Here is a 21,391-nt window from a genome sequence, read left to right on the forward strand (position 1 = left end):
GGGTTCCGTTCGCCCCGGAGAATCGGGCAGCGGGGAGCCTGGACGTACGGCGGTCAGCCATCGGCCTTGACCTGTGCGCTTCGGGCCTGGCGTCTGTCTGGGGTCCTTACCGGCCCTGGTATGCCGCTTGCTCGTTCCTTGCGCCGCCAGCGGGGCCGGCCATAGCGGGGCGCGAGACAGGAGCGGTGGGCGGCAACGCGGAAGCGCGCGGCCCGCCTCCGGCGGGCCGCCCTTGATCCAGTAAAGAAACTTTCGACACGCCCTCCGGCATGGGGCCGCCCCTGTTTGGGCCGGGTCCATCGAGAGGGGGACTTGCAGTGACGCCACTGACGGAGGGTCCCTCCTTCTCGTCCACCCGGCTCTGCCCCGATGAGGCTGTGGATCGCTGGATCGAGAAGCACCTGGCGACGGCGCCGCGCTTCTCGGATGACCAGCTTCGGGAGATGGGCGTCATTCTGGGAGTGCAGCTGACTCGGCGGACCTCCACACAGGGATGAGCTGTTCCACATCGAACGGCTTGTTCCCCATGCCACCCAGGGCAACCGGGTCTACCTCCCGCTGGCGGACTGACGTACGCGACCGCGACTAGCGCCGTCCCGAGAGCTTTCGCTTCTCGGGGCGGCGCTTCGTCGTTGCCTTGTCCTGGTGTCGGGTGGACGGGATCAAGGCCAAGTCGGAAGAGCGCCCGGCCCGGGGCAGCTGGGGCACCTTCCACCGGCGGAGTGAGCCGGGCCGGGCCGGGCCTACATGTGCTCGGTCAGTTGCTCGGCCGCCCACTCCGCCCATTCCCCAGTGGATTTGGAGCCGCGGATGCCGAACTCCAGCGCCAGCCACTCGCAGACCTGGACGGGGTCGCCGCGCCATTGCGCCCCGTCGCGGACGGCTTCGAGGAAGGCGTGGCGCTCCTGGTTGCGGCGGGCGAACTCCTTGAGGTAGGCCGCGCCCTCCTCGCGGGGCAGCGTCCACAGGAAGAAGACGCGCAGCAGTGCGGCGCTGCGGTAGGCGCCGTCGGCCCCGGGCCCGGTCATCCACTCCTTCAGCTCGGCGCGCCCCGCATCGGTGATGCCGTACTCGCGGCGGTTGCGGGCGCCGGTGCCGGTGACCTCGATCAGGCCGGCCTCGCTGAGTTTGGCGAGTTCGCCGTAGACCTGGCTCTGCTTCGCCGGCCAGACGTGGGCCAGCGAGGTCTCGAAGCGCTTCATGAGGTCGTAACCGCTGCTGGGGGTTTCGGCCAGCAGGCCCAGGATTGCGTGGCGCAGGCTCATGTCCGAACTCTACTACCGGGATGACATGTCAGGACTGGACAGACCTCTTCTGACAGGTCATGCTCTGACCGTCCAACTTTTGAATGTGGATGTGAGGGGGGATCGCTGCGATGAACTACGTCCGCGGTTTCGCACCATGGCTCTGCTACGCGTCGCTGAGTGCCTTCGACTGGCGCTTGGGAATGTGCACGGCCGCCACCGCCGCCGTGCTGCTGCTCCTGGGCGCGGTGCGTCGGCAAGGCGCCGACCTGCTGTCCGCCGCCACGTGCGCGTTCTTCGTGGTGATGGCCGTGATCGCGGTCGCCGCCCCGAACTCGGGCCTGCACACCTGGACGTGCGTGCTGGCCAACGCTGTCCTCGCGGTCACGGCGCTGGCCTCCCTGGCGGTGCGGCGGCCGTTCACCTTGTCCATCGCCCGGTCCCGGGTGCCCGAGGAGTTCTGGAACGCACCCGGCTTCATCCGCGTCAACATGGTGCTGACCGGCGTGTGGACCGCAGCATTCGCCGCCGCGGCCGCCGCGTGCGCCGTGATCGTTCACTACGACCACGCCGCGACGCTGCCCCTGATCACGGCGCAGGTCCTCGGGTTCGTGATCCCCTTCGTGTTCTCCGGCCGGTATGCCGGCCGGGCCCAGGCCAAGGCCGCCGCACACGCCGCCGGGCACACCACGGCCTGACCGGGCGGGCACCACGCTCGGCGGCTACCTGAGACAACGTCGACGACGGCGCTGGAATGCAGGGCCCGTACGAACAATGTCCATCCGCCGCGCATAAGGCGGCGCAGAACACAACAGGTACAAGTTCAGTGCTGAAATCGGAGGGATACGGCGGGATGGCCGAGACGGTTGCGAGACGTACAGGTGAGGTACCCGACGAGGTCGAGCTGGTCAGCCCGGAACGGTTGATCTACTTCTCGGATGCCGTGATCGCCATTGCCATCACACTGCTTGCGCTGGAGCTTCCGGTCCCACATGGAGAGGTCCACGGCAACGAGGGCGTCGTGGACTTCCTGCGCGAGCATCTGACGGAATACGTGGCGTTCCTGATCAGCTTCACGGCCGTGGCCCTGCACTGGCTGTTCCATCAGCGCCTGTTCCGCTACGTGAAGGGGCTGACCGGTGGTGCGATCCACTGGAACCTGGCGTGGCTGCTCGTGATCGTCATCATGCCGTTCGCGACCAAGCTGCTGACCAGTGAGGCCGACGCGTTCCAGGTCCAGTTCATCGTCTACGCGGCCAGTCAGGCGCTTGCGGGTCTGTTCCTCTGGCGGGCCTTCTCCACGGTGCGACGGGCCGGGCTGCTGCGGGACAACACCCCACCTGCGGCGATCACACACACCCTGTCCTGGATCGCCGCCATCGTCGTGACGTTCGCGGTGTCGATCCCCGTCGCCCTGGTCACGCACTCCGCCTCGCTGTGCTGGGCGTTGCTCCCGGCGGTCCGGTTCGCCCTGCGCTTCGTCCGCCCCGAGCGCCGTTGACCGGCCTGGACGGGTAAGTGTGCTGGTTTCAGAAGCGCCGGCCCCGGGTGGTTCATCTCGGGGCCGGCGCTTCGAACGCGTCAGGGTTGCGGTTCTACGGTGCGGGCTTGACCTCCAGGTGGACGTAGCCCTTGCCGGTGGGGAAGTAGAAGCCTCCGCCGTATGCGGGCGTGATGAGGGTGTTGGCGGTCATCGGCTGGTAGAAGTCGGACTGGGCGAGGATGCGGCCGGTGGCGGCGTCGCGGAAGGTGGCCTGCTCTGTGTAGGTGCCGTTGCTGAGCTGCTCCGAGGTTGCGTTGGGGTCGATCTGGGACACGCCGAGGACCCGGTGGTCCTTGGGGCCGTAGAGGGCCTGCAGGCAGGTGGTGCGGTCATTGGTGACGAACACGGCGGTCATCTGCCCGCTGTCGCGGTCGAACTTGATGCCGGCGATCTTCCCGGCGCCGTAGTCGTCGGAGTAGACCATGTTGTTCTCGTCGTCCACGGCCGCCTTGGGCGGGGCCCAGCTGTTGGTGCCGGGGGGCAGGTCACCGTAGGGGGAGATTCTGGTGATCCTGGTCGGGTCGTCCTGGTTGATCGCGACGACGCTGGAGGGCACGTTGGTCGGGATGCCGTTGGTCTGGATCACGATCCAATTGCCCAGGATGCCCGGGGCGTCACCGGTGGTCTGCCCGCTGCCCAGGAAGGACACGACGAACGAGGTGTCCTGGGTGAGCTTCTGCGTCGCGGGATCCCAGAAGTAGCGGTAGGCCTTCTGGAGGCCGCAGGTGTAGATCGCGATCTTGCCGTGGAACATCGTGATGGTGTGCGGCGTCGCGGTCATCTCCGGCACCGTGACCTCGTCGAGGATCTCGAGGGTGTTCGGGTCGATCGCGAGCATCTCGGAGTTGGCCGTCAGCGACGGGTCGTTGATCCCGGGGCAGACGATCAGCGCGACGCTGCCCTGGATCGGGGCCAGTACTTGACCGAGTACGTCTACCGCCAGCCGCAGACACCTGCTGAGGTCGCCGACTGGTCGAAGCGGCCGATCAAGATCCATTCCTCGGCTACGGCTGCGACGGCGATGCGCACTGGACGCCGGAAGCCGTTCGCGAGTGGTGGCGTGACCGCGACCGGATCACCCAGTACCTGTCCAGCCAGGACTGGGACGGGATCGACTGGGCGGAGCAGGGCACGGCTGCCGCTGTCCGGGACTTTGCGTCCTACCTTGCCGCGGGCCTCGCCAACGACCTGCGAATCTACCTTTACTGGCTGGAGGAAGGCACCTCTCCGAGGCCTGAGGACCGGCTGCCCCGGTTGTAGTCCTGATCGGCTTCGTCGTGGGCGCCCGCCTACATCCTTGAGTCGACCACGTACTGGTAGCTCGTCTCGGGCATGGTCGGCCCCTGCTATATTCAAAGATGTTGTTGGTGTTATATAGCGGAGGCAAGTATGAGCGTGACGACCATCGATCTGGACGATGACGCCCTGGCGAAGGCCCTGCGCTTCTCCGGTGGTGCCACCAAGAAGGACGTGGTGAACGCCGCTCTCCGCGAGTATGCCGAGAGACACGAGCGGGCAGCCCGCCGCGCTCGGCACTTCCAGGCTGCCCAACAGTGGGACTACGACGGATGGCAGCAGCTCCACGACGCCGAGAAGCGGGGCGAGGAGTGATCCGGTACCTCGCAGACTCCACCGCCGTGTGGCGACTGCAGCGCGAGCAGCACCTAAACGACGCGTGGGGGGAGGACATCGACCTCCGCGTCATCGGATCGTGCGCTCCCCAGCGCACCGAGTTCCGACGCTCCGCGCGCAACCTCATGCACTACGAGCAGATGGGCGAGATGTTCGCCGACCTGTACCCGGACGTGCCCCTGCCGAAGAACTTGTGGGCTTGGATCGAGTCCGCGCAGTTCCGACTCGCCCAGGGCGGTGGGGCTGTCCGGGCCCTGTCCACTGTCGATCTCATGATCTGCGCGACAGCAGCTCACCACGGGTTGATCGTGCTGCACGATGACAACGACTTCGTCACTGCGGCCGGCGTCCTGACCGATGTCCTCCAGCGCAGTGTCCGCGACGTTCCGGCATAGCCGACAGCACTACGAAGGCAGGCGCGAGCTGGGCCGAGTTGGCGAGTGACCTTGGCAGTGGTGTCTTTGTTGATGCTCTGCTCGGTGAAGATCAGCCAGAAGATCCGCGACGAGCACGGTGACGGCTCCACCGCGGTGAACAGCGAGTTCGACGCCGAGGCCCTGGCCGGCATGGCCGAGAAGTCGGCCGAGTTCGCGGCCCAGGGCAACCGGGTGTACCTGCCGCTGGCGGACTGACGCACGGACTGAGCGCCGTCCTGAGACGCATCCGCTTCTCGGGACGGCGCTTCGTCGTTCCCGGCTGGGGGGCAGCCGCCGCATGTCGGCTTCACGCAGGCGCAGGTCGCCGCGGCGATGGGTGTCACTCAGGGGCGGATCAGCCAGATCGAGCGCGGCGCCGCTCGTCTCGACACGGCCACCATGGCGGCGTACCTGCGGGCGATCGGGGGCGAGCTGACAATGATGGCCACGGTGGGGAAGCTGTCCGTACGGCTGTAGGTCTGGTGCTTTCGGTCCCGGGGTTCTGCTTGATGAGATCAGCGGGTCGCGCCGCCCCGGGAGTGTTCGCTTCTCGGGACGGCGCTTCATTGTGCGGCGCTAGTATTACGTAGGAGGGGTAATACGGGATACGGGAGCCACGAGATGCGACTCAACAGCAAAGGTCAGGTCACGATCCCCGCAGAACTCCGACAGAAGTGCGGTCTGCGCCCTGGGGACGAAGTGGACGTGATCGAGGAGGACGGCGTTCTGCGGATAGTGCGCCGGGTCGGGGCGGGCACTCGGGGTCAGCGGCTGGCGCGGCGGATGAGGGGAACCGCTGCGGGCGGCATGTCGACCGACGAGCTCATGGAGCTGCTGCGTGGCGAGTAGCCGATTGAGGCTCGTGGAACACGGGCGGACTCAGCCGGTGACCCTGGTCGACTCCTGCGTGCTGCTGGATCTCATGACGGATGACCCCACGTGGGCCGACTGGTCCGAAGTCGAGCTCGCCAAGGCTCAGGACGAGGGCCAGGTGGTGATCAATCCGATCGTCTACGCCGAGGTCTCGGTGGCCTATGCGGCGATCGAGGAACTCGACGCGGTCCTCCCCGCCGAGGCCTTCACCAGGGAGCCGCTTCCGTACGAGGCCGGATTCCTGGCCGGCAAGGCCTTCCTGCAGTACCGGAAGCGCGGCGGTCAGAAGACCGCCCCACTTCCGGACTTCTACCTGGGCGCGCACGCGGCTGTCCGGGGCTACCGCCTGCTCACCCGGGACGCCACGCGCTACCGCACCTACTTCCCGACCGTTCAGTTGATCTGTCCCTGAAGGCTGTTCGGGGCGGCCGGAGGTGCCGGAACGAACCGGAAGCTCCGCGGCGAGCAGCCCTGTCGGTGACGTCTGGTCTACTGCCGGCTGACGAACCACCGTGCTGGGAGGAACCCGTGGGCGTGCTGACCGACTACTTCCGTGCTGCTGATGCGGCATCGGTCGTGCAGGCGCTGGAGCGCACGGACGACCCCCCGCTCGTGAGCGGCGGGGACTCCCTCTTCGACGGAGTGATGGCCAAGCGGCTGGATCCGGACATCGTCCTGGGAGAGCTGATCGCCGCGATCCGCCAACACCCGTGGGAGGCCGGCCTCGTGGACCAGTCACCGGTGTGGCCGACCACCCCCGCCCCCGGCCCGGGCGGCCCGCAGGACGAGGACGACCCCTGGGCCACGGGGCCGTGGGTGGTGGAGCTCGGCGCCGCGGCCCGGGACACGTTGGCAGGTGTGCGGGACTCGGACGTGCCGGCGATCACCGCCAGGTGGGTGCAATCGGAGGCGCTGCGCCCAGCAGGTGTCGAGGAGATGCGACCGCTGGTCGACGAGCTGGTCCGGCTCGCCAGGCGTGCCCGCGAAGCCGGCGAGCGGCTCTACTGCTGGATCTGCCTGTAGGTGCCGGCGGGGTGGTCGCCGGATGCCTGCGGTCCAATACCGAATTCCCGGATCCGGGGCGTCTGTTGCTCTGGTCGGGTCTCACCGGCCTGGACCCGGCCTCCGCGGAGTTCACCGATCGCTACGCGGCCCAACTCGCCCGCATCGTCGAGCGCTTGGCGGCACCACAGTGAGCGGTCAGTACCCGGTCGGGCGTACCAGGCCGGTCTCGTAGGCGAAGACCGCCGCCTGGGTGCGGTCGCGCAGGCCCAGCTTGACCAGGATGCGGCTGACGTGGGTCTTGACGGTCTGCTCGGCGACCAGCAGGGCGGCGGCGATCTCGGCGTTGGACAGGCCCTGGGCGATGAGCGAGAGCACCTCGGTCTCCCGTTCCGTCAGGTCGCCGACGCGGTCCTTGAGCGGGGCCTTCGGGGCGCTGGTGGCACGGGAGAACTCGGCGATCAGGCGCTTGGTCACGCTGGGTGCCAGCAGCGCCTCGCCGGACGCCACCACCCGGACGGCCTGGGCGAGTTCGGCGGCCGAGGCGTGCTTGAGCAGGAAGCCGGAGGCGCCCGCCCGGAGGGCCTCGTAGACGTACTCGTCGAGGTCGAAGGTGGTCAGCACCAGGACCTTGACGGTGGTGCCCGGGGCCCCGGTGATCAGGCGGGTGGCGTCGATGCCGCCGAGCTCGGGCATCCGGATGTCCATCAGGACGACGTCGGGGGCGAGTTCGGCGACCTTGCCGACGGCGTCGCGGCCGTCCACGGCCTGCCCCACCACCTCGATGTCCGGTTCGGCGTCGAGCAGCACGGTGAAGCCCTGGCGGATCATCACCTGGTCGTCGGCGATCAGCACGCGGATGTTCGTCACAGGGCGTCCTCACGGGTGTCCGCAGTGGGGGTGGGCAGCACGGCGGTCACTTCGTAGCCGCCGTCCGGGGTGGGCCCGGTGGCCAGTTCGCCGCCCACCATGGCGATCCGCTCGCGCATGCCGAGCAGGCCGTGCCCGCTGCCGGGGCTGGGCTGGGCCGGGCGCTCGGGCGCGCTGTTGACCACCCGGATGGTGAGGCCGCTCGTCCGGTAGCCGAGCTCCACCCGCAGCGCGGCGCCGGGTGCGTGCCGGATCGCGTTGCTGAGTGCCTCCTGCACGATCCGGTACGCCGAGAGGTCGACCCCCGGGGCCAGCGGGAACGGGCGGCCGGTGGTCCCGGTGCTGACGGCGATTCCGGCGGCGCGCACCTTGGCGAGCAGCTCGTCCAGGCGCTCCAGGGTGGGCTGCGGGGCGTGCGGGGCCGCCTCGGCCGTGGTGTCCTCCGCGCGCAGCACGCCGAGCACCCGGTGCAGTTCGGTCAGCGCCTCGACGGCGCTGCCGCGGATGCCCGCCAGGTTCTCCCGCAGCTCCTCGGAGGGGTTTTCCGCCAGGTGCACGGCGACCTGCGCCTGCACCGAGATCACCGCCATGTGGTGGGCGACCACGTCGTGCAGCTCGCGGGCGATCCGGCTGCGTTCCTCGAGCAGGGCGCGCCGGGCCCGCTCGTGGGCGTTGAGCTCCTCCTGGACGACCAGCTCGGTGCGGGCCACCTGGAGGCCGCGCAGGGCCGCGCCGAGGACCGTGGCGACGACCTGGAAGATCACCGTCGGCTTGGCCACGGGGCCCGGGTGGCTCAGCAGACCGGTGAGCAGGTCCAGCAGGAGGCAGCCCACCAGCATCTCGGCCGCCGCTCGCAGCGGCACCTGCAGGGCCAGCAGGAACAGCAGGATGATCTGCGTGATCAGTATCGGGAGCACGAACGGCGCCGTCAGTTCGAGGGGGCCGGGGTGCAAGGAGTAGGGCGCGGCCACCACCGGCACCAGCAGCGACAGCCACCAGGCCCGGTGCGGCCGGAACAGCGCCACCACCAGCACGGCGGCCTGGAGGACGGCGGCCGGTAGGCCGATCGGACCCATGCCGGAGCGGATGAACGAGTTCGCCGAGGCGACGCCCAGGATGACGGCGGACAGCACCACCGGCACCAGGATCGCCGGGAACCACACCCCGCCCAGCCGCCGGGTGCGCGGCGGCCGAGCGACGGCCGGCGTCCACAGGTCCTCGCGCAGGTCGTGCGGCACCGCCCGCAGTGCGACTGCCCATCGTCCGATCATGTCCCCCCGCTTTCCGAGATCCACCCTAGAGCCGGGCATGCGCCGCCGCCGACGACGGGGCCCGGTCGGTCGCGACTGCGGAACCGGCCCGCTCACGGCCGTGGAAGGCGGCCCAGCACCCGCCCAGGGCCAACGCGAACACCGGCAGCCAGACCAACCGGGCGAGCGCCCAGCCGTACCCGTCGGGCGCGGTGTGCAGGCCGGGCAGCGGGCCTGCGACGCACAGGCCGATAATCGTGACCGCCATCATCGCGGTCTGGTGCCAGAGGAAGACCGTCATCGCGAACAGGTTCAGCACCGCCACCGGTGCCCAGGCGGCCGGCCGCAGCATCAGCCGCCGCAGCGGGCCGAGCAGCAGCAGCGCCGCGCCGCACTGGGCGAGGCCGAAGGTAACGGCTGCCAGGGTGACCGGCCCGAGGTTGGAGACGCCCGCGCCGGGCACCCCGACCATGGCGGCCGGGTAGCCGGCCCACCGCACCAGCGCGGCGGTCGCGGCGCCGCCGCCGAGCAGCAGCACCCAGCCGGGGGCGCGGCCGCGCAGCTCGCCGCGCGACCAGGCGGCGCCCAGGCAGTAGGGGACCAGCCAGCCGGCCGCCTCGTTCAGGTAGCCGAGCGCGGCGGGCCCGCCCAGCCCGAACCGCACGACGTCGACGAGTACCACGACGGCGAGCGGCCAGGCCGGATGCACCGTGCCGACCAGCGGTGTCGCGGCGGTCAGCGCGGCGAAGACCAGCAGGAACCACAGGGGCGAGACCGCCAGCCTGGCCAGCGTGTGCACGGTGTCCCAGCCGACTCCGGCGGCGAGCATGGCGACCGTCGCCAGACTCCACACCACCAGCAGTACGGCCGCCGGCCGGAACAGTCGGACGAGCCGGGCGCCGAGCCACTGCCGGTAGGAGGCACCCCTGGCCCGGGCCGCGCGGTAGCTCCGCCCGGCCACCAGGCCACCGGTCAGGAAGAACACCGCCAGCGTCTGGAACAGCCAGGACACCGGCGTGAGTCGAGGAAGCTGTTGGAGCGGGCTGGCGTCCTGCAGAGTGCCGCTGTCGGCGACCAGGGCGGTCACCAGCCAGTGCCCGAGCACCACGCCGAGGATGGCGAGGGCGCGCAGCGCGTCCACGGTGCGGTCGCGGTCCGGGGGAGTCGCGGCGTCGATCCGCCGCACCAGCTCACGCACCGGGGCCTGCCGGGGCGGGGGTCCGGCCCAGCACGATCCGGACGATGCCGGTCAGTGCGGGGCTGCCCGGCTTGAGGTAGTCGCTGTGGCCGCCGCTCCCGGCCGCGAAGACCCGGGCGCCGAACGCCGGGGAGACCGGGTCGGTGCCGAAGCCCACGGTGGCGAAGGGGAGTTCGACCTTCACGTGGGGCACGTCGGCGATCCAGTCGGTGGCGCCGCGGCCGGCCCAGACGGTGGCCCTGGTGTGCAGGGCGGCGACGTTGTCGTAGCCCGTGCCGGGGCTGCCGAACAGCACCAGGTCGGAGACGTCCAGGCCGGCCGCGGCCCGGCCGCAGACCACGGAGCCGTAGGAGTGGCAGAGCACGGAGAGCCGGCTGTCCGGGCGCGCGGCCCGCAACTGGGCGACGAACCGCTGCAGTCGGGGTGCCGCCTGGTCGGCGCGGTCGGCGGTCAGGATCGCCGGCTCCTTGGTGCTGGGCGTCTTGTAGCCGAGCCAGGCGATGACCGCGGAGCCGTCGCCCAGTTGCCGTTCGAGCGCGGCGGCGCCGGCCCGCAGCCGCTCGTAGCTGTCGAGGTCGGTGTCGGCTCCGGGGACGAGCACCGCGATCTGCCGGGCCGTGGCCAGGTCGCCGAAGACCTCGCCGCTGCGGCCGTCGTCCCGCCCGTCGAAGAACACGAACTGCCGTGCCGGATCGGCCATCGCCGCAAGGGCGGTGGCCCGCCCGCGGTCACCGTGGGCCGCCGCCGTCCGCTCGGCCGCCACGATGTCGGTGCGGGTGGCGGCGTACCGGTCGGCCAGCGCGGCCGGGTCCACGGCGCCCAGCGCGGCCGGAGCCGTCGGAGCCGGTGCGGGCACGTCCGCCGGGCCGGCCGCCCCGATCGCCGGTACGGCCAGCGCCGCCGTGACGAGTGCGGCGGACAGGGCCCGTCGCAGACGGCTGCTGAGCGGGCGAAGGGGGGACGCCATGGCGGATGGTCCTTCCGGGCCGGGGGTGGAGTGAACTTCCGGCACCGAACGTACGGACCGCGCGGGGTGGTTGGCGTCCCGCTGGGGAGGGCGGTCTTCGGGTAGCTCTCAAGTACTACGGGGACTACGGCGCCTCAGGCGCCGAGCAGCGCGAGGGTGTCCGTGACGGTCCGCAGCAGGGTATCGGCGTCGGCGCCGTTGCGGGAGCGGGCGTTGACGCCGTAGGCGACCAGGGCCAGCGTCTCGGCGGCGCTGCCGGGGGCGACGTGCGGGGCCAACTGCCCGTGGTGGTGGGCGGATTCGAGGGCGGTGCACAGGGCCTCGCGCAGCTGCCGGTGGTGGTCGTCGAGCAGGGCCCGCACCTGCGCGTCGTGGTGCTCGGTGCCCAGGTGGGCGTTGACGGCCATGCAGCCCCAGCCCGCGTGCTCGCCGGCGCAGCGCACCTCGACCAGGCCGGCGAAGAAGTCCCTGATGGCGGGCAAGCCGCGGCCGTCATCAGCGAGTTGGCGGAAGGCGGGCTGGGCGCGGTGGTGCAGGTAGCGGCGCAGCGCGGTGAGGTAGAGCTGCTGCTTGCCGCCGAAGGTGGCGTAGAGGCTGGAGCGGTTCAGCCCGGTCGCCGTGACGACGTCCTGGATCGACGCCCCGGCCGCGCCGTGCTGCCAGAAGAGCCGCTCGGCGCGCTCCAGGGCCACCTCGGGATCGAAGTGCTTGACGTCTGGCATGGCGGACCGCTCCCGGGTACTTGAAATGATGGTTCCAAGATAACCCTTGACGCCGCATCACCGCCCGGCCATCCTGGAACAACCGATCCAAGATCATGAACCAGTCCTCGCCTCAGAAAGGGCGGTCCTGTGAGTCTCAGTGACCAACTGCGGAGCGTGCACGAGAACCTGCGCCGGACGGCCCCGGCCGAGCTCCTTGAGATCATGGACCGCAGCGGCCGCGCGCTCGCCGCCTCCGGTCTGGCGCAGCGGGCCCTCGGCGTGGGTGCCCAGGCCCCGCGGTTCGTGCTGCCGTCGGCCACCGGGCGGCAGGTGGCGCTGGACGAGCTGCTCGCCGAGGGCCCGGTGGTCCTGACCTTCTACCGCGGCGCCTGGTGCCCGTACTGCAACCTCGCGCTGCGCGCCCTCCAGGAGCAGCACGACGCGATCACCGCGCACGGCGCCCGCCTGGTGGCCGTCTCGCCGCAGATCCCGGACGAGTCCCTGTCCCTGGCGGAGAAGGAGCGACTCGCCTTCGACGTGCTCAGCGACCTCGGCGCCGAGGTCGCCGCCCGGTTCGGCATCGCCTTCGACCTCTCCGACGAACTGGGCGCCCTCTACGACCAGTGGGGCTTCGACCTGCAGCGCGTCAACGCCGGCCACGCCCGCACCCTGCCGCTGCCCGCCACCTTCGTCATCGACCGCACCGGCGTCATCCGCTGGACCTTCGTCCAGGCCGACTACACCCTGCGCGCCGAGCCCGCCGACATCCTGGCGGCACTGGGCGCACTGGACTGAGGGCGCCCCGCCGGGCGGCCCGGGCCGACCCGTACCAGCGGCCCGTCCAGCCGGCGCGGTCGTACCGCCCCGGTCGCTGACGTCCCCTCAGGTGTCGTCAGGACAGGGCGTCCTCGGTGAGTTCGAGGTACTGCGCCAGCCGCTGCTGGTTCTCCACCAACCGCAGCGCCAGGTGGCGCAGCTGGGTGAGGTCGGCGGGGCTGAAACCGGCGAAGATGCCGGCGACGGCCCGCTGGGCGGGCAGGCGGTAGGCGTCGAGCCAGCCGCGCCCGCTGGCGGTGATCCTGGCGAGCGGAGCGGCCGGCTGCTCCGGGTCGGTGATCCGCTCGACGAGCTGGTGGTGCGCCAACTCGTCGAGCGCGGCGGCGATGTCGTGGGCGCCGAACCGGGCCGTGTGGTCAAGTTCGGTCATCGGCAACGCCTCGCCGCTGGTGGCGTTGAGCCGGAGCAGCAGATCCACCGCTCCCGCGCTCAACCGACGGCCCTTGGCGTCCCGGAGCCGCATCTGGTCCACGGCGTGGTGAGCGGCGCAGACCGCGGCGGCGGCCTCCAGGTCCAGGGTCTCGTCGCTCAGCGTGAACTCGGCCATCACCGTTCTGACGGTCGGGTCGAAGAGGCAGTCGTCGGCGTCGTGCGCCAGGTGGTTCTGGGGCGTCAGCGGAGACTCGTTTACCTGCTTCATAATGAAGTCATACTTTAGTAGCGAAGCATGACGGTGCGTCAAACACGCAGGTGAGGGGCGACCTCAGGCCGTTGCCGCCGAACCCAGAACGGTGTCCAGGCCGGAGAAGGCGTACGCCGTCCGTCCCGTGAAGCCCAGCGCCAGATCCAGCCGCTCGCGGCTGTAGTCGTCCATGTCGGGCAGCTCGTCCTGGGCGAACCAGGCCACGTCCAGTGACTCATCGTCATGGACGGTGGCCTCTCCGCCCACCACCCGGCAGCGGAACGTCAGTTCCAGGTACTGCGTCTGGTGGCCGTTGGGGTACGTCACCGGGGGCGAGACGGTCACCGAGGTCAGCTGCTCGGGCGCCACCCGCACCCCGGTCTCCTCGAAGCACTCCCGCACGGCGGCGTCGGCCGGCTGCTCGCCCGGGTCCACGATGCCGCCGATCAGGGCCCAGCGGCCGGTGTCGGCCCGCCGCCCGAGCAGCACCCGCTGCTCTTCGTCGAGGACCACGACACATGCCGCGGAGAGCCAGAGCGGCCGGTTGCCGACGAGGGTGCGCAACTCTGCGAGGAAGGGGGGGATCGCCATGGGGAGAGACTAGACGGCGATCGCCTCCGCCCGGCCCGGAAAGCGGAAACCCCCCAGGTCCCGCGCGGACTTGCGACAGTACGCCGGGCGCGGTGGCAGCCTGCGGGCAGTCGGCCGGGTTCGCTGGCGGCCGGCCGCCCGGAGAGCGAGGCTGGGGAGCCGGAAGGGCCGTCCGCCGGCCGGAGTGCGGTGCGGCCGCGGGGGAGATGAGGGGGCCCGATGAACGTCGACAACCCTGAGCAGGCGGTACGCCAGGACACCCTGGAGGTCCCGGGCCTGCTCCCCGAGCCACTGGCCGTGCTGCCCCTCGCCGATCCGGCCGAGCTGGCGGCCCGTCGGCTGCTCGCCCGGGAACCCCAGGTGCTGGCCGAGTACCAGCAGGGGCTGCGGGAGATCAACAGTCCGCTGGTGGCAGACCCGCACGCCTGGGAGCAGTGCGTGGTGCAGGCCCGGCGGATCCTGATGGACTGCGCGGTCAGCCTGGCCGAGGGCCGGGCCACGGTGACCGGCACCGAGATCGCCGAAGTGGTGAACCTGGGCGGCGAGCGGATCCGCCACGGACTGCACCTGACCCACTCGATCAGGGCCGGGATGCTGCTGCTGGACGTGGTGCTCAGCGCCCTGGCCACCGCCGTCACCGAGGCCGGCCTGGCCGAAGGGCCCGCGGAGCAGGACGCGGCCGGCGTGCGCTGCCCCGAGTGCAGCGCACCCGACCGCTGGGCCGAGGAACTGGCCGCCGCCCGCTGCGGGCACTGCAGCGGCCACTACACCGCCGCCGTGCGCTCGCTCCAGGAGGGCGTGAGCCGGCGGCTGGCGCTCGGCTCGATGGGCTACGACACCTTCCTGCTCAACCGGGTGCAGGAGCTGAACGACCTGGGCCGGCTCCGGCTGGCCCGGGAGATCCACGACCAGCTGGGCAACTCGCTCAGCCTGGCGCTGCGGCAGCTGGAACTGGCCGAACTGCGCGCCGAGCCGCCCGCCGACCCGCACCTCAAGGCCGCCCGGACGGCCGTGCTGGAAGCCATGGACACCACCCGGCAGCTGGTCACCCAGCTGCGCCACCGCAATGTCGCGGGATCGCTGGAACTGGCGCTCAAGAGCTTCGCCTCCGCCATGTCGGAGGCCGGCGGCGCGGTGCGGATCTGGGTGAAGGGCTCCGACGACTGGGTGCCGGCCGAGCTGGCCGAGGAGCTGTTCATCATCGTCCGCGAGTGCCTGCGCAACTCCCTGCGGCACGCCCGGGCGGGCAACATCGTGGTGCACGTGGACATCGCCCCGCACGAGGTGCAGGCCGAGGTGCTCGACGACGGCCGCGGCTTCGACCCGGCGGCGGTGCAGGGAAGCGCCAACGGCCTGACGGGCATGCGCGAGCGGGTCCAACTGCTGCACGGCACGCTGGACATCGCGTCCACCCCGGGCAAGGGCACCCAGGTGCTGATCTGGATCCCGATCGAGGAGCGGCCGGCATGACCGCCCCCACCGCGCCCGAGCCGCACCCGCACCTCCCCCCGGCCGGGGTCCGGGGGGAGGTGCGGATCCTCGTCGCCGACGACCACACCCTGCTGCGCGAGGCACTGTGCGAACTGCTCGCCACCGAGCCGGGCTTCGAGGTGGTGGCCCAGGCCGGCACCGGCACCGAGACGGTCGCGCTGGCCGCCCGGCACCGCCCGGACGTGCTGCTGCTGGACATCGAGATGCCGGAGAACGACCCGCCGGTGACGGTCCGCCGGCTGCTCGCCCAGCAGCCCGGGCTGCGGATCATCGTGCTCAGCATGGACGACGGGCGCCGCCTGGTGCAGGAGCTGCTGGCGCTCGGCGTGTGCGGCTACCTGCACAAGAGCGTCAGCCGCCAGACCCTGGTCTCCACGATCCGCCAGCGGGACGACGGCAGGCACACGGTCACCGTCTCGGTCGGTCCGCGCAGCGTCTGGCAGGGCGGCGGGGCGGGGGCCGACGAGCTGCCGGGCGGGCTGTCGCAGCGCGAGGTGGAGGTGCTCGAATGGACCGCCCAGGCGCTGAGCAACCGTCAGATCGCCGGTCGGCTGGGCATCACCGAGGGCACGGTCAAGCGCCATCTGCGCAACATCTTCGGCAAGTTGGACGCGGTCTCGCGGATCGACGCGGTGAACAAGGCCGTTGAGCTGGAGCTGATCCCACCGCTCGGCGGGCGCGGCCGCCGCTGACCCTGCGGGGCGGCCGCTGATCCTGCGGGGCGGCCGCTGATCCTGCGGGGCGGCCGCTGGGCGGTCGGTGCCCGTGCCGGGCGGTCGGTGGCCGTCGCCGGTGCGTCAGCGGCTGTCGCCCGCCCGTCAGTGGCCGTCGCCGGTGCGTCGATCCTGCCGCAGGAAGCTGTAGTTGCGCCCGATCTGCCGGAAGCCCCGGCGGGCGTACCAGTCCTTGGGCCAGTCCGCGGCGTCGGCGTTCAGGAAGAGCTGCGGGATCCCGGCCTCGGCGGCCAGCGCAAGGCCGGTGGCGAGCAGGGTGTCACCGTGGCCCTGCCCGCGGTGCGGCTCGGCGGTCACCAGGTCCTCCAGCTGGGCCAGCCCGGCGGCTCGGTCCAGGTAGAGGTCGGCCCAGCCGGCGATCTCGCCGTCGGCCGCGCGCACGGCCAGGAAGAGCACCTGCTCGGCGCCGTGCAGCCGGGCCGCGCGCCGCTCGTGCAGCTGCCGGGCCAGCTCCTCGTCCGGCCACCAGCGCAGCTGCTGGGCGAGCCCCGCCGCCCGCAGCTCGGCCACCGAGGCCGGCGCGGCGGCCGGCTCGGGGCGCACGCACCCGGCGGTGTCGCGGGCCAGCACCAGCTCGACGTCCAGGCCGTAGCCGGCCGCGGCCAGCACCGGTTCGGCCCGCCGGCCGAGCGCCTCGTCCAGCACGCTGATCCGGTAGTCCGGCCGCTCTCCCAGAGCCTGCGCGGCGAGCGCCGGGAGGGCCGCCGGGTCGGCCCCGGGACCGGGCACGAACAGCTGGTTGTGCTCCTGGGAGCGGGGGAAGCCGGGGTGGCGGACGGCGAACGCGCCGGGCAGTTCGACGGTTTCGGGGGCTTGACGGCGGGCGAAGGCGGCGCGGAAGGCGGTCACGCGCTGGAGCAGATCGGACATTCCGTCATCGTGTGATCGTCCTCTGTTCCGGGCAACCGCATTTCCCCTACCCTGCCGGGCATGGGATCACGGGGGTTGCGGAGCGCCTGGTACGCCAACGAGGGCCTGGCGTTCCTGCTGGAGCTGGCCGCGCTGGCCTGGCTGGCCTGGTGGGGCTGGACGGTCGGGCCAGGACTGGTCGGCCGACTGCTGCTGGGCCTCGGCAGCCCGGTGCTGGCCGCGGTGCTCTGGGGCCGCTACGCCTCGCCCCGGGCCGCCGTGCGGCTGCCGCTGCCGGGCGTGCTGGCGGTCAAGGCGGTGGTCTTCCTGGGCGCCGCGGCGGCGCTGGGCGCGGTGGCCGGCCGGCTGTCCGGGGTGGGCTTCGCGGTGCTGTGCGCGGCCAACATCGCTTTCGCCGAGGCCGGTCGCCCCAGGCCCGGGGCGACCGCCGGGGCGACCGGGACCGGGCCGACCCAGCGGCCGCCCGGGCCCACGCCCCGCTGACGGTCGGTCAGTCGACCGGCAGCCGGGCCACCGGCAGCCGGCCCTCCACGGTGACCCCGCCATCCACGGCTGGTCAGTCGACCGGCAGCCGGGCCACCAGCAGCCGGCCCTCCATGGTGACCCCGCCGTCCATCGCCACCGCCAGCTCGTCGGCGTAGATGTACGGGCCGGGCACGTACGGCGGCTCGCCGGTGTCGGCCGTGGCCTCGCCGGTCAGGTACGGGATCGGGCTGTGCCCGTGCACCACCCGGTGGCCGCCGTAGGTGGCGAGCAGCTCGCCGGCCGCCATCGGTCCGCCGGGGCCGCGGAACGCGAACCGCTTGGTGAACCGGCGGAACGCGTCCCACCACTCGTCCGCGCCCTCGTCGGACAGCAGGTTGTGCACCGCGTCGTTGACCGCTGCGATGGAGTCGCCGAACTCCAGGTAGGCGGTGGTGTCCGAGTGCAGCAGCAGGTGGTCGTCCTCCAGGGCGATCGCCGGCAGCCGCTTCAGCCAGCTGATGTGGTGGCCCTGCAGCCGGTCCAGGTCGTGCTGCTGACCGCCGTTGAGCAGCCAGGCCGCCCGGAACGAGGCGGTGCCGGCGGTGGACTGCACCGGCTCGTCGCCGTACCGGTGGGCGCCGAGGAAGAGCAGTTCGTGATTGCCCATCAGGGCCCGGCAGTAACCGCCGGCCGCGGCCGCCTCGGCGGCCAGCTGCATCACCAGGTCGATGACACCGATGCCGTCCGGGCCGCGGTCGGTGAAGTCGCCCAGGAACCAGACCCGGGCCCGCCCGGCCGACCAGTGGCCCTCCGCGTCCACCAGGCCCTGCTGGTGCAGGGCGGCCAGCAACTCGTCCAGGTAGCCGTGCACGTCGCCGACCACGTAGAGCGGGCCGACCGGGCCGGGCTCGCCGACCGGCGGCAGCTGCGGCGCCGGGCGCAGGTCGTCCTCGCTGATCGGCGGGCCCAGCTCGATGGTCGGCGGGTCCTCGCGCTGCATCGCGGCCGACGGCCCGGGCGCCTGGAAGATCGACTGGGTGGGTGTGGAGTGCCCGGTCACCGGCCAGTGCTGCTCCAGGTAGCGCGCGCCGCCGTACCCGCTGTAGGTGGCGTCGGTGCCGGTCGGCCGGTCCTGTGGCTCGCCGGGCGAACCGGGGTAATCCGCAGGGGGGTTGGGCTCGTAGTACGAGCCGTACGGCAGCACGTCGAGGTCCTGGTGCGGGTGGCGGCCTGAGTGGTGCGGTTCAGGCCCGGGGAAGCGGTCCTCGGGTGTCATCCGCCCATCATAGGAAGACCACTCTCCCGTCGTCCTCACCCGGTGGCCATCCAATCGATTCGGGGGCGATCTCTGGGAACCGCCCCGTGCGGCGGTGTCAGACTTCGCCGGGGGTGCGCGGGGCGCTGATGGTGGTTCGGGGGCTGCGCCGCTGCGAGGAGGCCCGCACGATCAGCTCGGTCGGCATCAGGGTGCCCGGTGGCGGACCGCTGCCGGCGGTCCGGTAGCGGGGCTGGAAGAGCCGGGAGACGTCCACCCCGGTACCGGAGTCGACTCCCTCGATCGCGTCGATCAGCAGGTTGACCACGGTGGTGCCGATCCGGCGCGGCTTGAGCGAGAGGGTGGTGATCGGCGGCTCGGTGCCCGCGTAGACGTCGCTCTCGCTGCAGCAGACCAGCAGCAGGTCGTCCGGCACCCGCAGCCCGTAGCGGCGGGCGGCGGCCAGCAGGTCGGTGCCGTTCGGGTCGAACAGCCCGTAGACCGCGTCCGGCCGGTCCGGGCGGGCCAGCAGCCGGTCGGCGGCCACCGCCCCGGCGGCCGGGTCGTGGGCCGGATAGGCCTCGTAGACCGGCTCCTGGCCGACGTGGGCGCACCACGCCAGATAGGCCTCGGTACTGAGTCGGGTGTAGGTGTCGGTGCTGGTGCCGGTGAGCAGGCCGATCCGGCGCGCGCCGGCCTCGCTGAGGTGGTCCAGGATCTCCAGCACCGCGGCCTCGTGGTCGTTGTCCACCCAGGCGGTGACCGGGCAGTTGCCCGGCTTGCCGTCGCTCACCACCGGCACCCCGGACCGGTAGAGCTCGCTGACCAGCGGGTCCTGGTCGGCCGGGTCGATCACCACGGTGCCGTCCAGCGCCACGTTGCTCCACACGTCGTGCCGGGAGGAGGCGGGCAGCACCACCAGGGCGTAGCCGCGGCCGAGCGCGGCGCTGGTGGCGGCCCTGGCCATCTCGGCGAAGTAGGCGAACTCGGTGAAGGTGAACGGCTCCTCGCCGTAGGTGGTGACGGTCAGACCGATCAGCCCGGAGCGGCCGGTGCGCAGCGTCCGGGCGGCGGCGGACGGCCGGTAGCCGAGGCGCTCGGCGACCTCGCGCACCCGGCTGCGGGTTTCGTCGGGCAGGCGGCCCTTCCCGTTCAGCGCGTCGGAGACGGTGGTGATCGACACTCCGGCGGCTGCTGCCACGTCCCGGATGCCGGCCCGTTCCAGACGTCGTGAGGCGGTGGCCCGCCGACCGCTCTGGTTGGCTGCTGCTGTCATGGCGCACCGATCGTATGGTGCGTCAGGCATTGGTTGAACCACCTGTGCCGCGGCCCTGGCAGAACCGTTTCTCCATGCTGCCGACGCATCGGGCCCCTTGGATCGATGGTCTGATTTCGGCCGAATACCTCTGACATGTGCCATTGGAACGAGCGACAATGGCTGATCTGCGGCGGTGCTCCGGCTGGACATCTCACTCTGATGGGTGAGCGTGCTCGGTATCGTTCTGAGCACCCGACCGGGGACCGAACGGCGCGGGTGCGACCGGCGCGCGATTGAGCGCCGGGCGCGCACGCGGCCTTGGTGCACGCCCTACCGGGCGTCCCCCAGAGTGAAGGAGCACCATCGTGAGCGGTACGGCAGACCAGGGCCCGCGCCTGAGGCCGAGCCTCGACGGCATTCCCAGCTACAAGCCCGGCAAGCCGGCCGGTGCGGACGCCTTCAAGCTCTCCTCCAACGAGAATCCCTACGAGCCGCTGCCCGGCGTGCTGGAGGCCGCCGTCGCCGCCGCCGGCGCCATCAACCGCTACCCGGACATGGCCGTCACCGAGCTGACCGAGGAGCTGGCCAAGCGGTTCGACGTGCCCGCCGAGCACATCGCGCTCGGCACCGGCTCGGTCTCGGTGGCCCAGTCGCTGGTGCTCTCCACCGCCGGCCCGGGCGACGAGGTGATCTTCGCCTGGCGCTCCTTCGAGGCCTACCCGATCATCACCCAGGTCGCCGGCGCCACCCCGGTCCAGGTGCCGCTCACCGCCGACGAGGCGCACGACCTGGACGCGATGCTGGCCGCGATCACCCCGCGCACCCGGCTGATCTTCGTCTGCAACCCGAACAACCCGACCGGCGTCGCGATCCGCCGCGCCGAGCTGGAGCGGTTCCTGGAGGCCGTGCCGAGCGACATCCTGGTCGTGCTGGACGAGGCCTACCGCGAGTTCATCCGCGACGAGCAGGTGCCGGACGGCACCGAGTTCTACCGGGACCGTCCGAACGTCTGCGTGCTGCGCACCTTCTCCAAGGCCTATGGCCTGGCCGGGCTGCGGGTCGGCTTCGCGATCGCGCACGAGCCGGTGGCCACCGCGCTGCGCAAGACCGCCATCCCGTTCGGCGTCAGCCAGCTCGCCCAGGACGCGGCGGTCGCCTCGCTGCGCGCCGAGGAGGCACTGCTGGTCCGGGTGGCGGCGCTGGTCGAGGAGCGCGCGCGGGTCGCCGCCGCGCTGGCCGAGCAGGGCTGGACGGTCGCCGACTCGCAGGCCAACTTCGTCTGGCTGCGGCTCGGCGAGCGGACCATGGACTTCGCGGCGGCGGCCGCGGCGGCCGGGGTGGTCGTCCGGCCGTTCCCCGGCGAAGGCGTCCGGGTCACCATCGGCGAGACCGAGGCCAACGACATCTTCCTGTCGGTGGCGCAGGCCTTCCGCGCCGAACTCTGACGCGTGTCCGGGGTGCCCGCGGGCCGGGCGCCCCGGAGCCTGCCTACTCGCTGGCCGCGCGCTCGGCCGCGCTGCGCTCCACGCAGAACTCTCCCCCAGCCTCCGGCCGGGAGGGGCCCCATCC

Annotated in this window: 25 protein-coding genes and 1 pseudogene; 14 read left to right on the top strand and 12 right to left on the bottom strand. The window is 71.8% G+C overall.

The annotated features are described in order from the left end of the window. Positions 1-743 precede the first annotated feature (743 nt). A complete protein-coding gene (locus LN042_RS30245) occupies positions 744-1,265 on the bottom strand; it encodes a PadR family transcriptional regulator (protein WP_230054605.1) in 522 nt (173 codons plus the stop codon). Positions 1,266-1,375: 110 nt separating this feature from the next. Between LN042_RS30245 and LN042_RS30250 the strand changes: the two genes are divergently transcribed. Both LN042_RS30250 and LN042_RS30255 read left to right on the top strand, forming a co-directional pair. Next, on the top strand, positions 1,376-1,942 hold the full coding sequence (locus LN042_RS30250) for a hypothetical protein (protein ID WP_230054606.1): 567 nt from the start codon (positions 1,376-1,378) through the stop codon (positions 1,940-1,942). Positions 1,943-2,097: 155 nt separating this feature from the next. Beyond that, positions 2,098-2,745: a TMEM175 family protein gene (locus tag LN042_RS30255; protein ID WP_230054607.1), complete on the top strand. Its 648-nt coding sequence runs from the start codon at positions 2,098-2,100 to the stop codon at positions 2,743-2,745. A gap of 94 nt (positions 2,746-2,839) precedes the next feature. Here the strand turns inward: LN042_RS30255 and LN042_RS30260 are convergent, their stop codons facing one another. Further along, entirely contained in the window at positions 2,840-3,784 is a 945-nt protein-coding gene (locus LN042_RS30260) for a hypothetical protein (RefSeq protein ID WP_230054608.1), read from the bottom strand. Between the two features lie 392 nt (positions 3,785-4,176). Here LN042_RS30260 and LN042_RS30265 point away from each other — a divergent pair, with 392 nt between their 5' ends. The 7 genes and pseudogenes from LN042_RS30265 (at position 4,177) to LN042_RS30295 (ending at position 6,731) form a co-directional block, all read left to right on the top strand. Then, entirely contained in the window at positions 4,177-4,398 is a 222-nt protein-coding gene (locus tag LN042_RS30265) for a type II toxin-antitoxin system VapB family antitoxin (protein WP_230054609.1), read from the top strand. Further along, a complete protein-coding gene (locus tag LN042_RS30270; RefSeq protein WP_372495846.1) occupies positions 4,395-4,814 on the top strand; it encodes a PIN domain-containing protein in 420 nt (139 codons plus the stop codon). Before LN042_RS30265 ends, LN042_RS30270 begins: the two co-directional genes overlap by 4 nt. A 45-nt stretch (positions 4,815-4,859) precedes the next feature. Further along, on the top strand, positions 4,860-5,051 hold the full coding sequence (locus LN042_RS30275) for a hypothetical protein (protein WP_230054657.1): 192 nt from the start codon (positions 4,860-4,862) through the stop codon (positions 5,049-5,051). 96 nt (positions 5,052-5,147) lie between these two features. Continuing rightward, positions 5,148-5,312, top strand: a pseudogene (locus tag LN042_RS30280) (helix-turn-helix domain-containing protein); the annotation flags it as partial. A gap of 144 nt (positions 5,313-5,456) precedes the next feature. Beyond that, positions 5,457-5,684 (top strand): AbrB/MazE/SpoVT family DNA-binding domain-containing protein, encoded by a 228-nt coding sequence (locus tag LN042_RS30285; RefSeq protein ID WP_230054612.1) that lies wholly within the window; start codon positions 5,457-5,459, stop codon positions 5,682-5,684. 37 nt (positions 5,685-5,721) lie between these two features. After that, positions 5,722-6,120: a type II toxin-antitoxin system VapC family toxin gene (locus LN042_RS30290; RefSeq protein ID WP_230054613.1), complete on the top strand. Its 399-nt coding sequence runs from the start codon at positions 5,722-5,724 to the stop codon at positions 6,118-6,120. A 116-nt stretch (positions 6,121-6,236) separates the two neighbouring features. After that, positions 6,237-6,731 carry a hypothetical protein gene (locus LN042_RS30295; protein WP_230054614.1) on the top strand — a complete coding sequence of 165 codons (495 nt, stop codon included), beginning with the start codon at positions 6,237-6,239 and terminating at the stop codon, positions 6,729-6,731. Positions 6,732-6,908: 177 nt separating this feature from the next. Here the strand turns inward: LN042_RS30295 and LN042_RS30300 are convergent, their stop codons facing one another. From LN042_RS30300 to LN042_RS30320, 5 genes are all read right to left on the bottom strand, one after another. Beyond that, complete coding sequence (locus tag LN042_RS30300; RefSeq protein WP_230054615.1) at positions 6,909-7,580, bottom strand: response regulator; 672 nt, start codon at positions 7,578-7,580, stop codon at positions 6,909-6,911. After that, positions 7,577-8,851, bottom strand: a complete 1,275-nt coding sequence (locus LN042_RS30305; RefSeq protein ID WP_230054616.1) for a sensor histidine kinase — start codon at positions 8,849-8,851, stop codon at positions 7,577-7,579. Before LN042_RS30305 ends, LN042_RS30300 begins: the two co-directional genes overlap by 4 nt. A 25-nt stretch (positions 8,852-8,876) precedes the next feature. Then, positions 8,877-10,028 carry an acyltransferase family protein gene (locus LN042_RS30310; RefSeq protein ID WP_230054617.1) on the bottom strand — a complete coding sequence of 384 codons (1,152 nt, stop codon included), beginning with the start codon at positions 10,026-10,028 and terminating at the stop codon, positions 8,877-8,879. Beyond that, a complete protein-coding gene (locus LN042_RS30315) occupies positions 10,021-10,995 on the bottom strand; it encodes an alpha/beta hydrolase (RefSeq protein WP_230054618.1) in 975 nt (324 codons plus the stop codon). Before LN042_RS30315 ends, LN042_RS30310 begins: the two co-directional genes overlap by 8 nt. A gap of 134 nt (positions 10,996-11,129) precedes the next feature. Then, positions 11,130-11,717, bottom strand: coding sequence for a TetR/AcrR family transcriptional regulator (locus LN042_RS30320; RefSeq protein WP_230054619.1), 588 nt, complete (start codon positions 11,715-11,717; stop codon positions 11,130-11,132). A gap of 129 nt (positions 11,718-11,846) precedes the next feature. Between LN042_RS30320 and LN042_RS30325 the strand changes: the two genes are divergently transcribed. Then, positions 11,847-12,494: a peroxiredoxin-like family protein gene (locus tag LN042_RS30325; protein WP_230054620.1), complete on the top strand. Its 648-nt coding sequence runs from the start codon at positions 11,847-11,849 to the stop codon at positions 12,492-12,494. A 97-nt stretch (positions 12,495-12,591) separates the two neighbouring features. Here the strand turns inward: LN042_RS30325 and LN042_RS30330 are convergent, their stop codons facing one another. Together LN042_RS30330 and LN042_RS30335 are read right to left on the bottom strand one after the other, a co-directional pair. Further along, positions 12,592-13,176 carry a winged helix DNA-binding protein gene (locus tag LN042_RS30330; RefSeq protein WP_230054621.1) on the bottom strand — a complete coding sequence of 195 codons (585 nt, stop codon included), beginning with the start codon at positions 13,174-13,176 and terminating at the stop codon, positions 12,592-12,594. A gap of 63 nt (positions 13,177-13,239) precedes the next feature. Then, positions 13,240-13,749 carry an NUDIX hydrolase gene (locus tag LN042_RS30335; RefSeq protein ID WP_230054622.1) on the bottom strand — a complete coding sequence of 170 codons (510 nt, stop codon included), beginning with the start codon at positions 13,747-13,749 and terminating at the stop codon, positions 13,240-13,242. A gap of 219 nt (positions 13,750-13,968) precedes the next feature. Between LN042_RS30335 and LN042_RS30340 the strand changes: the two genes are divergently transcribed. Beyond that, positions 13,969-15,219 (top strand): sensor histidine kinase, encoded by a 1,251-nt coding sequence (locus LN042_RS30340; protein WP_230054623.1) that lies wholly within the window; start codon positions 13,969-13,971, stop codon positions 15,217-15,219. Further along, positions 15,216-15,932 (top strand): response regulator transcription factor, encoded by a 717-nt coding sequence (locus LN042_RS30345; protein ID WP_230054624.1) that lies wholly within the window; start codon positions 15,216-15,218, stop codon positions 15,930-15,932. Before LN042_RS30340 ends, LN042_RS30345 begins: the two co-directional genes overlap by 4 nt. A gap of 126 nt (positions 15,933-16,058) precedes the next feature. Here the strand turns inward: LN042_RS30345 and LN042_RS30350 are convergent, their stop codons facing one another. Beyond that, on the bottom strand, positions 16,059-16,844 hold the full coding sequence (locus tag LN042_RS30350) for a GNAT family N-acetyltransferase (RefSeq protein ID WP_230054625.1): 786 nt from the start codon (positions 16,842-16,844) through the stop codon (positions 16,059-16,061). Between the two features lie 60 nt (positions 16,845-16,904). On the opposite strand from LN042_RS30350, the gene LN042_RS30355 reads away from it, so the two are divergent. Continuing rightward, positions 16,905-17,327 (top strand): DUF2568 domain-containing protein, encoded by a 423-nt coding sequence (locus LN042_RS30355; protein WP_230054626.1) that lies wholly within the window; start codon positions 16,905-16,907, stop codon positions 17,325-17,327. A 73-nt stretch (positions 17,328-17,400) separates the two neighbouring features. On the opposite strand, the gene LN042_RS30360 is transcribed toward LN042_RS30355, so the two are convergent. Further along, positions 17,401-18,585 carry a metallophosphoesterase gene (locus LN042_RS30360; protein ID WP_230054627.1) on the bottom strand — a complete coding sequence of 395 codons (1,185 nt, stop codon included), beginning with the start codon at positions 18,583-18,585 and terminating at the stop codon, positions 17,401-17,403. Positions 18,586-18,682: 97 nt separating this feature from the next. Further along, complete coding sequence (locus LN042_RS30365) at positions 18,683-19,840, bottom strand: LacI family DNA-binding transcriptional regulator (RefSeq protein ID WP_230054628.1); 1,158 nt, start codon at positions 19,838-19,840, stop codon at positions 18,683-18,685. A gap of 347 nt (positions 19,841-20,187) precedes the next feature. Between LN042_RS30365 and hisC the strand changes: the two genes are divergently transcribed. Beyond that, positions 20,188-21,267, top strand: a complete 1,080-nt coding sequence (gene hisC / locus LN042_RS30370; protein WP_230054629.1) for a histidinol-phosphate transaminase — start codon at positions 20,188-20,190, stop codon at positions 21,265-21,267. The last annotated feature ends 124 nt before the right edge of the window (positions 21,268-21,391 follow it).

This window comes from Kitasatospora humi (assembly GCF_020907985.1).
Classification (GTDB): Bacteria; Actinomycetota; Actinomycetes; order Streptomycetales; family Streptomycetaceae; genus Kitasatospora; species Kitasatospora humi.

Coding starts and splice junctions, on each gene's coding strand:
- LN042_RS30245 (WP_230054605.1), bottom strand. CDS start 1,265: ATGAGCCTGCGCCACGCAATCCTGGGCCTGCTGGCCGAAACCCCCAGC.
- LN042_RS30250 (WP_230054606.1), top strand. CDS start 1,376: ATGAACTACGTCCGCGGTTTCGCACCATGGCTCTGCTACGCGTCGCTG.
- LN042_RS30255 (WP_230054607.1), top strand. CDS start 2,098: ATGGCCGAGACGGTTGCGAGACGTACAGGTGAGGTACCCGACGAGGTC.
- LN042_RS30260 (WP_230054608.1), bottom strand. CDS start 3,784: ATGGATCTTGATCGGCCGCTTCGACCAGTCGGCGACCTCAGCAGGTGT.
- LN042_RS30265 (WP_230054609.1), top strand. CDS start 4,177: ATGAGCGTGACGACCATCGATCTGGACGATGACGCCCTGGCGAAGGCC.
- LN042_RS30285 (WP_230054612.1), top strand. CDS start 5,457: ATGCGACTCAACAGCAAAGGTCAGGTCACGATCCCCGCAGAACTCCGA.
- LN042_RS30305 (WP_230054616.1), bottom strand. CDS start 8,851: ATGATCGGACGATGGGCAGTCGCACTGCGGGCGGTGCCGCACGACCTG.
- LN042_RS30315 (WP_230054618.1), bottom strand. CDS start 10,995: ATGGCGTCCCCCCTTCGCCCGCTCAGCAGCCGTCTGCGACGGGCCCTG.
- LN042_RS30320 (WP_230054619.1), bottom strand. CDS start 11,717: ATGCCAGACGTCAAGCACTTCGATCCCGAGGTGGCCCTGGAGCGCGCC.
- LN042_RS30330 (WP_230054621.1), bottom strand. CDS start 13,176: ATGAAGCAGGTAAACGAGTCTCCGCTGACGCCCCAGAACCACCTGGCG.
- LN042_RS30335 (WP_230054622.1), bottom strand. CDS start 13,749: ATGGCGATCCCCCCCTTCCTCGCAGAGTTGCGCACCCTCGTCGGCAAC.
- LN042_RS30340 (WP_230054623.1), top strand. CDS start 13,969: ATGAACGTCGACAACCCTGAGCAGGCGGTACGCCAGGACACCCTGGAG.
- LN042_RS30345 (WP_230054624.1), top strand. CDS start 15,216: ATGACCGCCCCCACCGCGCCCGAGCCGCACCCGCACCTCCCCCCGGCC.
- LN042_RS30350 (WP_230054625.1), bottom strand. CDS start 16,844: ATGTCCGATCTGCTCCAGCGCGTGACCGCCTTCCGCGCCGCCTTCGCC.
- LN042_RS30355 (WP_230054626.1), top strand. CDS start 16,905: ATGGGATCACGGGGGTTGCGGAGCGCCTGGTACGCCAACGAGGGCCTG.
- LN042_RS30360 (WP_230054627.1), bottom strand. CDS start 18,585: ATGACACCCGAGGACCGCTTCCCCGGGCCTGAACCGCACCACTCAGGC.
- LN042_RS30365 (WP_230054628.1), bottom strand. CDS start 19,840: ATGACAGCAGCAGCCAACCAGAGCGGTCGGCGGGCCACCGCCTCACGA.